Raw genomic sequence first — 13,254 nt, 5'->3', positions numbered from 1 at the left:
AGTCCTGTTGAATACAGAACTCAGGCCGCTCAGGCATAGACATGTAAACGTCCAGCTTTTTGGGGTCAGATCACGGAGCGTGGGAACGATCACCCCGAAAACGACAAAGGCCACCCGAAGGTGGCCTTTGTTTGGTGGAGCGTCAGCTAAGCGCGAGGCTTACTTGACAGCCCAGCCAGTCAGCTCGGCCAGGGCCTTGCCGATGTCTGCCAGCGAACGCACGGTTTTAACGCCTGCGTCTTGCAGAGCAGCGAATTTCTCGTCTGCAGTGCCTTTGCCGCCAGAGATGATTGCGCCAGCATGGCCCATGCGCTTGCCCGCAGGGGCAGTCACACCAGCGATGTAGGAAACAACCGGCTTGGTCACGTGTGCCTTGATGTAGGCAGCCGCTTCTTCTTCAGCCGAACCGCCGATCTCACCGATCATCACGATCGCTTCGGTCTTCGGGTCTTCCTGGAACAGTTTCAGGATGTCGATGAAGTTCGAACCCGGGATCGGGTCACCACCGATGCCGACGCAAGTCGACTGACCGAAACCGGCGTCAGTAGTTTGCTTGACAGCTTCGTAGGTCAGGGTGCCGGAACGCGAAACGATACCGACCTTGCCTGGCAAGTGAATGTGACCTGGCATGATGCCGATCTTGCATTCGCCTGGAGTGATCACGCCTGGGCAGTTAGGGCCGATCAGGATCACGCCCAGCTCGTCGCACTTGACCTTGGCATCCAGCATGTCCAGGGTAGGAATGCCTTCAGTGATGCAAACGATCAGCTTGATGCCGCCGAATGCTGCTTCCAGGATCGAGTCCTTGCAGAAAGGAGCTGGAACGTAGATCACGCTGGCGGTGGCGCCAGTGGCTGCTACAGCGTCTTTCACAGTGTTGAACACTGGCAGACCCAGGTGCTCGGTGCCGCCTTTGCCTGGAGTTACGCCACCAACCATCTTGGTGCCGTACTCGATGGCTTGCTGGGTGTGGAAACTACCTTGCGAACCGGTAATACCCTGGCAGATAACTTTGGTGTCTTTATTGATCAGGACGCTCATTATTTGCCCTCCGCAGCTTTAACGACTTGTTGAGCAGCGTCGGTCAGGCTGGTAGCAGCGATGATGTTCAAACCGCTTTCTGCCAGTACTTTAGCGCCCAGCTCAGCGTTGTTGCCTTCAAGGCGAACAACAACCGGGATTTTCACGCCGACTTCTTTCACAGCGCCGATGATGCCTTCGGCAATCATGTCGCAGCGAACGATGCCGCCGAAGATGTTGACCAATACTGCAGCGACGTTAGTGTCGGACAGGATGATCTTGAACGCTTCGGTAACGCGTTCTTTGGTAGCACCGCCGCCCACGTCGAGGAAGTTGGCTGGTTTGCCGCCATGCAGGTTGACGATGTCCATGGTACCCATGGCCAGGCCAGCACCGTTGACCATGCAACCGATGTTGCCTTCCAGGGCTACGTAGTTCAGTTCGAACTTGGCAGCGTGCGCTTCGCGTGGATCGTCTTGCGACGGATCGTGGAAAGTCTTCAGCTTAGGCTGACGGTACATGGCGTTGGCGTCGATGTTGATCTTCGCGTCCAGGCAGTGCAGATCGCCGTCAGCCTTGATCACCAGCGGGTTCACTTCCAGCAGAGCCAGGTCGTGATCCTTGAACAGTTTGGCCAGACCTACGAAGATCTTGGCGAACTGAGCAACTTGCTTGCCTTCCAGACCCAGCTGGAATGCCAGCTCGCGACCCTGGAATGGCTGAGCGCCAACCAGTGGATCGATAGTGGCCTTGAGGATTTTCTCAGGGGTGTCGTGAGCGATTTTCTCGATGTCCACGCCACCTTCGGTGGAAGCCATGAACACGATGCGACGGCTCGAACGGTCAACGACAGCGCCCAGGTACAGCTCTTTAGCGATATCAGTGCACGATTCAACCAGGATCTTGGTGACTGGCTGACCATTGGCATCAGTCTGGTAAGTCACCAGACGCTTGCCCAACCACTGTTGAGCGAATGCTTTAGCGTCTTCTTTGCTGCGAACCAGCTTGACGCCGCCCGCTTTACCGCGACCACCGGCGTGAACCTGGGCTTTGACAACCCACTCGCTGCCGCCGATTTTGTCGCAAGCTTCTGCTGCTGCTTCCGGGGTGTCTACCGCGTAACCGGTCGATACTGGCAGGCCGTACTCAGCGAACAGCTGCTTACCCTGATACTCGTGAAGATTCATGCTTATTACCGTCTTCGTTAGGTACTGCGCATTCGGTGCTGCACTCATTCAAGTGCCGCACCACCTGTGACTGCTGCTTGCGTAGCCTTTCCGGACAACCGGTACAGCTACGCAAGACTGCGTCCAGCGGATATTCCGCGGTGAGTCTTGCAGGCAAGGCTCACGACGGGCCATTCCGCCGTGGTTTCTTATTGTCTTAACGCTTCTTGCGGTTGGCGATGTGGATGGCGCCGCCATTCACTGCCAGAGCTGCTTCGTGCAAGGCTTCGGACAGGGTCGGATGGGAGAAAACCATCATGCCCAGGTCTTCGGCGCTAGTGCCGAATTCCATGCCGATTGCGCCCTGCTGTACCAGTTCTGCTGCGCTCGGGCCAATCACGTGGACGCCCAATACGCGGTCAGTCTTGGCATCAGCGATAACTTTGACGAAACCGCCGGTATCGTTGGCTGCCATGGCACGGCCAGAGGCTGCAAACGGGAAAGTGCCGACGTTAACTTCAACGCCTTCAGCTTTCAAGGCCTGCTCGGTTTTACCGACCCATGCAATTTCCGGGTGAGTATAAATAACCGAAGGGATCAGGTCATAGTTCATCTGGGCTTTGTGGCCCTTGATGCGCTCGACAACCATGATGCCCTCTTCCGAGGCCTTGTGTGCCAGCATCATGCCGCGAACCACGTCACCAATGGCGTAAACGCCCGGTACGGTGGTGGCGCAGTGATCGTCAACGTGCACGAAACCACGCTCGTCGAGGGTCACGCCGCAATCGGCGGACAGCAGATCAGTGGTCACTGGACGGCGACCAACGGCTACGATCAGCTTGTCGAAAGTGATGTTCTGTTCGCCGTTGGCATCGGTGTAGTTCACAACGACTTCGTTGCCGTTCACTTTGGAACCGGTAACGCGAGCCCCCAGCTTGATGTCCAGACCCTGTTTGGTCAGGGTTTTCAGCGCTTCCTTGGAAACAGCAGCGTCAGCCGCCATCAGGAAGGTGTCCAGCGCTTCAAGAACGGTAACTTCTGCGCCCAGACGGGACCAGACCGAACCCAACTCCAGACCAATCACGCCAGCACCGATTACGCCCAGACGCTTAGGTACGGACTGGAATTCCAGAGCGCCGGTCGAATCGACGATCACGTTCTGGTCAACCGGAGCCGGTGGAATGTCGATCGGGCGCGAACCTGGAGCCAGGATCACGTTCTCGGCTTCGATGATTTCGACGCTGCCGTCAGGCTTGGTCAGTTCGACTTTCTTGCCGGCCAGCAGTTTGCCGTGGCCTTGCAGGGAGGTCACGCCATTGGCTTTGAACAGGGTGGCAACGCCAGAGGTCAGGCCTTTGACGATGTTGGCCTTGCGGCCGACCATTGCTGGCACGTCCATGGTCACGCCAGCGTGGTTGATGCCGTGGATCGCGAAGCCGTCTTGAGCTTCGTGAAACTTCCAGGAGCTGTCCAGCAGCGCCTTGGACGGAATGCAGCCGACGTTCAGGCAAGTACCGCCGAGGGCCAGTTTGCCCTCTTTGTCGGTGTATTTCTCGATGCAGGCAGTCGAAAGGCCAAGTTGCGCCGCTTTGATGGCAGCTACGTAGCCGCCAGGGCCCGCACCAATCACTACCACGTCGAATTTCTGAGTCATGTGTCATTCCTTCTCGAATCAAACCGGACGATCCCGTTCAGGGGACCGTCGTGGGACGAAGCTGGTCATTACAGATGGGCCGCTCATCGCTGAGCGGCCCGTGCAACGGAATCAGATATCCAGCAGCAGACGAGCCGGGTCTTCCAGCAGGTTCTTGATGGTAACCAGGAAGGTCACAGCTTCTTTGCCGTCGATCAAACGGTGATCGTAGGACAGAGCCAGGTACATCATCGGACGGATAACAACCTGACCGTTGATCGCCATCGGACGCTGCAGAATGTTGTGCATGCCCAGGATAGCCGCTTGTGGCGGGTTGACGATCGGGGTCGACATCATCGAGCCGAATGTACCACCGTTGGTGATGGTGAACGTGCCACCGGTCATTTCGTCGATGGTCAGCTTGCCGTCGCGAGCCTTCTTGCCGAAGTTGGCAATGCCGCCTTCGATTTCAGCCAGGCTCATCAGTTCGGCGTTACGCAGAACCGGCACCACCAGGCCACGGTCGCTGGACACGGCAACGCCGACGTCAGCATAGCCGTGGTAAACGATGTCGCCACCGTCGATGGAAGCGTTGACAGCCGGGAAGCGTTTCAGCGCTTCGGTGGCCGCTTTCACGAAGAACGACATGAAGCCCAGGCGCACGCCATTGTGGGACTTCTCGAACAGGTCCTTGTACTTCGAACGCAGGGCCATGACTTCAGTCATGTCGACTTCGTTGAAAGTAGTCAGCATCGCCATGTTCGACTGGGCTTCAACCAGGCGCTTGGCCACGGTTGCGCGCACGCGGGTCATCGGTACGCGCTTCTCGGTGCGGTCGCCAGCGGCGAACACAGGAGCAGCGGCAGCCGGGGCAGCGGCCTTGGCAGGCGCGGCAGCCGGAGCGGCTTTCTTGGCAGCAACGGCTGCAACCACGTCTTCCTTGGTCACACGGCCGCCTTTGCCAGTACCGGCAACGGAAGCGATGTTGATGCCGTTTTCTTCAGCCAGCTTGCGAGCAGCCGGTGCAGCAACAGGATCATCTTCGCCAACAGCAGCCGAAGCAGCAGCCTGTGCAGGCGCAGCAGCGGCAGCCGGAGCGGCGGCAACAGCACCGCCCTCCCCGATGGAGCCCAGGACTTCGTCGGACAGAACGGTGTCGCCTTCGTTCTTGACGATAGCGCCCAGTACGCCATCAGCGGTAGCCAACACTTCCAGTACGACTTTATCGGTTTCGATGTCGACGATCAGTTCGTCGCGCTTGACCGCGTCGCCCGGTTTTTTGTGCCAGGTGGCAACGGTGCCATCGGCAACCGATTCCGGGAAAGTGGGGGCTTTGATCTCGATAGCCATTGTCTGTGGTTCCTTAAATTCGGTTTCAGGTGCGCGAAGGCGTTAAACAGTAAAGGCGTCTTGCAGCAGTTTTTCCTGCTGTTCGGCGTGCATCGATGCATAACCACAAGCAGGTGCAGCAGAAGCGTCACGGCCCGCGTACTCGAGTACGAGAGACTTGTTGTGACCGCCAACGATGCGGCGCATGTGATGCTGGCTGCAGTACCAGGCACCCTGGTTCATCGGCTCTTCCTGACACCAAACGACGTGTTTGAGGTTGGAATAAGGAGCCAGGACTTCAATCAAGTCGTCCTCAGGGAATGGGTACAGCTGCTCAAGACGCACGATGGCGATGTCGTCACGACCTTCGGCACGGCGTTTTTCCAACAGGTCGTAGTAGACCTTGCCGCTACACAGCACGAGACGAGTGACCTTTTTCGGATCATGCGCATCGATTTCCGGAATAACGGTCTGGAACGAACCTTCGGCCAGATCTTCCAGGGTCGAGATGGCCAGCTTGTGACGCAACAGCGACTTCGGAGTCAGCACTACCAGTGGTTTGCGCAGAGGACGAATCACCTGGCGACGCAGCAAGTGGTAGATCTGGGCCGGCGTAGTCGGCATGCACACCTGAATGTTGTGCTCGGCGCACAGCTGCAGGTAACGTTCCAGACGAGCCGAAGAGTGCTCCGGACCCTGACCTTCATAGCCGTGTGGCAGCAACATGGTCAGACCGCACAGACGGCCCCACTTGTGCTCACCGCTGGTGATGAACTGGTCGATAACCACCTGGGCACCGTTGGCGAAGTCGCCGAACTGGGCTTCCCAGATCACCAGCGCGTCAGGCGTGGTGGTGGAGTAGCCATATTCGAACGCCAGTACGGCTTCTTCGGACAGGAACGAATCGTACAGGTCGAAACGTGGCTGGCCTTCGTACAGGTGTTGCAACGGGATGTAGGTGCCCGCGTCTTTCTGGTTGTGCAATACCGCATGACGGTGCGAGAACGTACCGCGGCCGATGTCCTGGCCGGTCATGCGAATCGGGTGACCTTCGAACGCCAGGGTCGCGTACGCCATGGTTTCGGCGTAACCCCAGTTGATCGGCAGGCCGCCGGCTTGCATTTTCTGACGGTCTTCGTAGATCTTCGCAACCTGGCGCTGAACCACGAAACCTTCCGGAATTTCCAGCAGCTTGGCGGACAGCTCTTGCAGGGTCTTCAGATCGAACGTGGTGTCGTGACGCGCAGTCCAGGCGTGGCCCAGGTACGGACGCCAGTCGACGAACAGCTCTTTGTTCGGCTCCTTGACCAGGCTTTTCACTACGTGCAGGCCGTTGTCGAGCGCGTTGCGGTATTCGTCGACTTTCGTCTGAACACGCGCTGCGTCAAGCACACCGCTCTGGGTCAGGCGATCGGCATACAGCTCACGCGTGGTGCGCTGCTTGGTGATCTGCTGATACATCAGAGGCTGGGTGCCGCTTGGCTCGTCCGCTTCGTTGTGACCGCGACGACGGTAGCAGACCAGGTCGATCACCACATCACGCTTGAACTGCATGCGGTAGTCGATGGCCAGTTGGGTCACGAACAATACGGCTTCCGGATCATCACCATTCACATGGAGGATCGGCGCCTGGATCATTTTCGCAACGTCGGTGGCGTACTCGGTGGAACGCGAGTCTTCCGGGTTGCTGATGGTGAAGCCAACCTGGTTGTTGATCACGATGTGAACTGTACCGCCAGTCCGGAAGCCGCGAGTCTGCGACATCTGGAAGGTTTCCATGACCACGCCTTGACCTGCGAATGCCGCGTCACCGTGGATGGAAATCGGCAGGACTTTCTCACCGGTAGGGTCGTTACGACGATCCTGACGGGCACGGACCGAACCCTCGACCACTGGCGAAACGATTTCCAGGTGGGACGGGTTGAAGGCCATGGCCAGGTGGACTTCGCCGCCTGCGGTCATCACGTTGGAGGAGAAGCCCTGGTGGTATTTAACGTCACCGGAACCCAGCTCGACCTTCTTCTTGCCTTCGAACTCGTCGAACAGCTCGCGCGGGTTCTTGCCGAAGGTGTTGACCAGCACGTTCAGACGGCCACGGTGGGCCATGCCGATAACGATTTCCTTGGTGCCGTAGGAACCGGAGCGCTGGATCAGCTCGTCCAGCATCGGAATCAGGCTCTCGCCGCCTTCCAGGCCGAAACGCTTGGTGCCAGGGTATTTGGTACCCAGGTATTTTTCCAGACCTTCACCTGCGGTGACGCGCTCGAGCAGATGGCTCTTGATGTCGGCCGAATACACCGGACGACCACGCACGCCTTCCAGACGCTGCTGGAACCACTGGCGCTGCTCGGAATCGACGATGTGAGTAAATTCAGCGCCGATGGTGCGGCAATATGTCTGCTGCAACGCTTCGTGAATTTCGCGTAGGCTCGCTTCCTCTTTGCCGATGAACAGGTCGCCGGCACGGAAGGTCGTATCAAGATCGGCATTGGTCAAGCCGTAATGATTGATCGACAGGTCTGCAGGTGCAGGACGCTGCCACAGCCCCAGCGGGTCAAGCTGGGCTGCCTGGTGGCCACGCATACGGTAGGCCTGGATCAGTCGCAGTACTTCAACTTGCTTCTTCTCGTGCTCACTGCTCACGCTGCCGGCGGAAACCGGTTGGGCGCGGCGCTGGTTCTTTGCCAGCAGCACGAAATGATCGCGAATCGTCGAGTGCGATACATCGGTGGCAGCGTTGCCGTCAGCGGGCAACGTCTGAAATTTGGTGCGCCACTCTTCCGGCACAGCGTTAGGGTCGTGCAGGTAGAGCTCATAAAGCTCTTCCACATAGGCAGCGTTACCACCTGAAAGATAGCCGCTGTTCCACATGCGCTGCATCACGCTTTCTTGCATGCTTGGTCACCCTCGGTTAGGGGAACACCATCGGCGAAGACACCGAGCAAGCTTGCAGAAGTCCGAGTGCAGCGACCAAAACAAGCCACTTAGGATCACGCTGATAGTCCGGGTACCAGCCCGGATGCCCCTGCTTGTCTCATTTCTTCAAAATAAGAGCCGCAGCCTTGTGGGCTGCCACTCTGGTTATAGCCAAGACGCGGGTTGAAGCCCGCGCCTTAGCCTCTACGGGTACAGCAGTTCTACGGGTACAACAGCTGAATCACACGCCGCTTTGCAGCAGCATGTTACGTATGTGACCGATGGCCTTAGTCGGGTTCAGGCCTTTCGGACATACGTTGACGCAGTTCATGATCCCGCGGCAGCGGAATACGCTGAACGGGTCATCCAGCGAAGCCAGACGCTCGGAAGTCTTGGTGTCGCGGCTGTCTGCCAGGAAGCGGTAGGCTTGCAGCAGAGCAGCTGGACCCAGGAACTTGTCCGGGTTCCACCAGAAGGACGGGCAAGAGGTCGAGCAGCAAGCGCACAGGATGCACTCGTACAGACCGTCGAGCTTTTCACGCTCTTCAGGAGTCTGCAGACGCTCGATGGCCGGAGCCGGCGTGTCGTTCTGCAGGAAAGGCTTAACCTTTTCGTATTGCTTGTAGAAGATGCTCATATCGACGACCAGGTCACGGATAACCGGCAAACCTGGCAGAGGACGAACGATCAACTTGTTACCTTTGACAACAGCGGACAGCGGCGTGACGCAGGCCAGACCGTTTTTGCCGTTGATGTTCATGCCGTCGGAACCGCAAACACCTTCACGGCAAGAGCGACGATAGGAGAAACCCTCGTCCTGCTCTTTGATCAGGGCCAGCACGTCCAGCACCATCAGGTCTTTACCACCGGTGTCGACCTGGAATTCCTGCATGAACGGCGCGGCGTCCTGATCAGGGTTGTAGCGATAAACACTGACTTGCAACATGGCGGCCACCCTTAATAAGTCCGAATCTTAGGTTCAAAAGTCGGAACAGTCTTCGGCGAGAAGTTCACGGCACGCTTGGTAACGCGCTTGTCACCCGGGAAGTACAGGGTGTGGCACAGCCAGTTTTCGTCGTCGCGGTCTTCGTAGTCTTCACGGGCGTGAGCGCCGCGGGACTCTTTGCGGATTTCTGCAGCGATGGCAGTAGCTTCGGCCACTTCCAGCAGGTTTTGCAGTTCCAGCGCTTCGATACGAGCAGTGTTGAACGCCTGGCTCTTATCGTTGATCTTGACGTTGGCGATACGGCCACGCAGATCAGCCAGCTGAGCAATACCCTTCTGCATGTATTCGCCGGTACGGAATACACCGAAGTAGTTCTGCATGCAGCTTTGCAGCTCTTTACGCAGGGTAGCGACGTCTTCGCCTTCGGTACGCGAGTTCAGGCCATCGAGACGCGCCAGGGCTGCGTCGATGTCGGACTGGCGAGGGCGAGCGTAGTCGACGCCTTCTTTCAGGGTCTGCTCCAGGAACAGGCCGGCGGCACGGCCGAATACCACCAGGTCGAGCAGCGAGTTGCCGCCCAGACGGTTGGCACCGTGAACCGATACGCACGCCACTTCGCCTACCGCGAACAGGCCAGGAATGATCTGGTCCTTGCCGTCGGCGTCCTGAGTGATTGCCTGGCCATGAATGTTGGTGGCAACGCCGCCCATCATATAGTGGCAGGTTGGAACAACCGGGATCGGCGCTACGGCTGGATCGACGTGAGCGAAGGTCTTGGACAATTCCATGATGCCTGGCAGACGACTGTGCAGAACCTCTTCACCGAGGTGATCGAGTTTCAGCATCACGTGGTCGCCATCCGGACCGCAACCGTTGCCGGCGATGATTTCTTTAACCATCGAGCGAGCAACCACGTCACGACCAGCAAGGTCTTTGGCGTTCGGAGCATAACGCTCCATGAAACGCTCGCCGTGCTTGTTGATCAGGTAACCGCCTTCACCGCGGCAACCTTCGGTAACCAGTACACCGGCGCCGGCGATGCCGGTCGGGTGGAACTGCCACATTTCGATGTCTTGTACCGGCACGCCAGCACGCAGAGCCATGCCGACGCCGTCACCGGTGTTGATCAGGGCGTTGGTGGTGGACGAGTAGATACGACCTGCACCGCCAGTCGCCAGAACGGTGGCGTTAGCGCGGACGTAGGAGGTTTCGCCGGTTTCGATGCAGATGACGATCATGCCGACAAAGGCACCGTCTTCGTTCTTCACCAGGTCGACGCCGTAGTATTCGTTGAGGAATACCGTGCCGGCCTTCAGGTTGGCCTGGTACAGAGTGTGCAGCAGAGCGTGACCGGTACGGTCGGCAGCAGCGCAGGTACGGGCAGCCTGGCCACCTTTACCGAAGTCTTTCGACTGACCGCCGAACGGACGCTGATAGATGCGACCCTGTTCGGTACGGGAGAACGGCAAGCCCATGTGCTCGAGCTCGAAGACCGCTTCCGGGCCTACGGAACACATGTATTCGATAGCGTCCTGGTCACCGATGTAGTCGGAACCCTTGACGGTATCGTACATGTGCCAGCGCCAGTCATCGTTCGGATCAGCGGACGCGATGGCGCAGGTGATGCCACCCTGGGCGGATACAGTGTGCGAACGAGTCGGGAAAACCTTGGTAACTACGGCAGTCTTGTGACCACCTTGTGCCAGCTGCAGCGCAGCGCGCATGCCAGCACCGCCGCCGCCAATGATAATGGCGTCGAACGAAAGCGTATTTACTGAGTTAGACATGAATCAGATACCCCAGAGAATCTGCACACCCCAGACGAAGTAAGCGAACATCGCAACGCCGCATACTGCCTGGAAAAGGAAACGTACTGCAGTCGCGGACTTGCCCAGCGCCATTGGCGTCAGGTAGTCGGTCGCGATGGTCCACATGCCGACCCAGGCGTGAGCGCCAAGGGCAACCAGGGCCAGTAGACTGAAGATGCGCATCCAGTTGTTTGCGAACAGCAAGTGCCATTGGGCGTAGCCAAGGCCAGGGTGCGCAACAAGGTATCCGATCAGGAAAATGAAATAAGCCGCGAGAACGACCGCAGACACACGCTGCGCCATCCAGTCATAGAGGCCCGAACGCGATAGGTTCGTAACGCTGGTTACCATATCCAAACTCCCGCCAGAACGATCAACACCACGGAAACGGCGATGATAATTTTCGAGCCCAGCTTGCCGCCTTCCAGCGTCTCACCGATGCCCATGTCCATGATCAGATGGCGTACACCGGCCACCATGTGATACAGCAAGGCGGACAGCAGGCCCCATGCTACGAACTTGGCCAGCGGACTGGTCAAGCATGCCTTCACCTCGGCAAAACCTTCCTCGGAACCCAGGGATTTGCTCAATGCATACAGCATGAAGCCAAGGCCCAGGAAGAGGATGATGCCGGAAACACGGTGAAGAAACGACGTAACGCCGGTGATGGGGAGTTTGATGGTCCTTAGGTCTAGGTTTACAGGTCGTTGGCTTTTCACGGCTTTTTTTTCACACTGAAGAGCCCCTAACAATCAGGGCAAAGTTGTTGGGGAGTGCACTGGTCAGGTAACCACCACCCAGGGATGCGACCCCCAATAAAGCAGGCCCAAAAGCCCCTGGCGGTCGGTGGCCGAGTATAGACAGTTAGGCTACTAATGACAACGCGTTCACCTTCCCCTAATAGCTCATTGCGCAAGCGGGATAAAAGGCGTAAACGGCAGGTAATTTCGAGGAAAAAGTCCGGTTAAAGCCTTCTGGAGCAAGACTTTAGGCAAATTGACATTCGAATTTATCTCACTATAGTGGTGCGGGCCCTGCGTGGGGGGTCTGTCTGATGATTTCAAGCATAAATAGGAGGCCACATGGCTGACAAAAAAGCGCAGTTGATCATCGAGGGCGCAGCCCCCGTCGAGCTGCCCATTTTAACCGGCACCGTTGGTCCCGATGTAATCGACGTTCGGGGCCTGACGGCCACGGGCCGCTTCACTTTTGACCCGGGTTTCATGTCGACCGCCTCTTGCGAGTCGAAGATTACCTATATCGACGGCGACAACGGAATTCTGTTGCACCGCGGCTACCCGATCGAGCAACTCGCCGAGAAGTCGGACTATCTGGAAACCTGCTATCTGCTGCTCAACGGCGAATTGCCGACTGCAGAACAGAAGGCCCAGTTCGTCAGCACCGTCAAGAACCACACCATGGTTCATGAGCAACTGAAGACCTTCTTCAACGGCTTCCGCCGCGACGCCCACCCGATGGCCGTCATGTGCGGTGTAGTTGGCGCCCTTTCGGCCTTCTACCACGACTCCCTGGACATCAATAACCCGCAGCATCGTGAAATCTCCGCGATCCGCCTGGTTGCCAAGATGCCAACCCTCGCAGCGATGGTTTACAAGTACTCCATGGGTCAACCCATGATGTACCCGCGCAACGACCTGTCGTACGCGGAAAACTTCCTGCACATGATGTTCAACACGCCGTGCGAGATCAAACCGATCAGCCCGGTACTCGCCAAGGCCATGGACCGGATCTTCATCCTCCACGCCGACCACGAGCAGAACGCATCGACCTCCACCGTACGCCTGGCCGGCTCGTCGGGTGCCAACCCGTTCGCCTGTATCGCTGCCGGTATCGCTGCACTCTGGGGCCCGGCTCACGGCGGCGCCAACGAAGCCGTGCTGACCATGCTCGACGAAATTGGCGATGTCTCGAACATCGACAAGTTCATCGCCAAGGCCAAGGACAAGAACGATCCGTTCAAACTGATGGGCTTCGGTCACCGGGTTTACAAAAACCGCGACCCACGCGCTACCGTCATGAAAAAGACCTGCGACGAAGTGCTCAAGGAATTGGGTATCCAGAACGATCCGCAACTCGAACTGGCCATGCGCCTGGAAGAGATCGCCCTGACCGACCCGTACTTCATCGAACGCTCGCTGTACCCGAACGTCGACTTCTACTCGGGGATCATCCTCAAGGCGATCGGCATTCCAACCAGCATGTTCACCGTAATCTTCGCCCTTGCGCGGACCGTCGGCTGGATCTCCCACTGGAAAGAAATGCTCTCCAGCCCGTACAAGATTGGCCGCCCGCGCCAGCTGTACACCGGCTACGAGTCGCGTGACATTACCCGGCTTGAAGACCGCAAGTAAGACCTGTCTTGCGATAACGTCTTAGCTGCACCGGAAACGGCCTCTGCCTCTGATACAAGAGCAG

At 57.9% G+C, this 13,254-nt stretch carries 10 protein-coding genes; 1 reads left to right on the top strand and 9 read right to left on the bottom strand.

Annotated features, from left to right (window positions below; all coding sequences use genetic code 11):
• Nucleotides 1–159: 159 nt before the first annotated feature.
• From sucD to sdhC, 9 genes are all read right to left on the bottom strand, one after another.
• A complete protein-coding gene (gene sucD / locus KRR23_RS12245; RefSeq protein WP_019692317.1) occupies nt 160–1,041 on the bottom strand; it encodes a succinate--CoA ligase subunit alpha in 882 nt (293 codons plus the stop codon).
• The gene (sucC, locus tag KRR23_RS12240) at nt 1,041–2,207 is read right to left on the bottom strand and encodes an ADP-forming succinate--CoA ligase subunit beta (protein WP_007919879.1); all 1,167 of its coding nucleotides are present in this window, start codon (nt 2,205–2,207) and stop codon (nt 1,041–1,043) included. Before sucC ends, sucD begins: the two co-directional genes overlap by 1 nt.
• 196 nt (nt 2,208–2,403) lie before the next feature.
• Entirely contained in the window at nt 2,404–3,840 is a 1,437-nt protein-coding gene (gene lpdA / locus KRR23_RS12235; RefSeq protein ID WP_054593421.1) for a dihydrolipoyl dehydrogenase, read from the bottom strand.
• Between the two features lie 111 nt (nt 3,841–3,951).
• The gene (gene odhB / locus KRR23_RS12230; RefSeq protein WP_123585364.1) at nt 3,952–5,169 is read right to left on the bottom strand and encodes a 2-oxoglutarate dehydrogenase complex dihydrolipoyllysine-residue succinyltransferase; all 1,218 of its coding nucleotides are present in this window, start codon (nt 5,167–5,169) and stop codon (nt 3,952–3,954) included.
• 42 nt (nt 5,170–5,211) lie between these two features.
• Nucleotides 5,212–8,043 (bottom strand): 2-oxoglutarate dehydrogenase E1 component, encoded by a 2,832-nt coding sequence (locus tag KRR23_RS12225; protein WP_054593423.1) that lies wholly within the window; start codon nt 8,041–8,043, stop codon nt 5,212–5,214.
• Between the two features lie 262 nt (nt 8,044–8,305).
• A complete protein-coding gene (locus KRR23_RS12220; RefSeq protein ID WP_019692321.1) occupies nt 8,306–9,010 on the bottom strand; it encodes a succinate dehydrogenase iron-sulfur subunit in 705 nt (234 codons plus the stop codon).
• 11 nt (nt 9,011–9,021) lie between these two features.
• Nucleotides 9,022–10,797 (bottom strand): succinate dehydrogenase flavoprotein subunit, encoded by a 1,776-nt coding sequence (gene sdhA / locus KRR23_RS12215; protein ID WP_054593425.1) that lies wholly within the window; start codon nt 10,795–10,797, stop codon nt 9,022–9,024.
• A 3-nt stretch (nt 10,798–10,800) separates the two neighbouring features.
• On the bottom strand, nt 10,801–11,169 hold the full coding sequence (gene sdhD, locus KRR23_RS12210; protein WP_019692323.1) for a succinate dehydrogenase, hydrophobic membrane anchor protein: 369 nt from the start codon (nt 11,167–11,169) through the stop codon (nt 10,801–10,803).
• On the bottom strand, nt 11,163–11,537 hold the full coding sequence (gene sdhC / locus KRR23_RS12205; RefSeq protein WP_216742693.1) for a succinate dehydrogenase, cytochrome b556 subunit: 375 nt from the start codon (nt 11,535–11,537) through the stop codon (nt 11,163–11,165). The genes sdhD and sdhC overlap by 7 nt, the downstream gene beginning before the upstream one ends.
• A gap of 363 nt (nt 11,538–11,900) precedes the next feature.
• Here sdhC and gltA point away from each other — a divergent pair, with 363 nt between their 5' ends.
• On the top strand, nt 11,901–13,190 hold the full coding sequence (gene gltA / locus KRR23_RS12200) for a citrate synthase (RefSeq protein WP_019692325.1): 1,290 nt from the start codon (nt 11,901–11,903) through the stop codon (nt 13,188–13,190).
• Nucleotides 13,191–13,254 lie beyond the last annotated feature (64 nt).

This window comes from Pseudomonas sp. CVAP#3, from assembly GCF_018986375.1.
Taxonomy (GTDB): Bacteria; Pseudomonadota; Gammaproteobacteria; order Pseudomonadales; family Pseudomonadaceae; genus Aquipseudomonas; species Aquipseudomonas helvetica.
The sequence above is the reverse complement of the archived record's forward strand: the minus strand, read 5'-3'. Positions and strand labels throughout refer to the sequence as shown.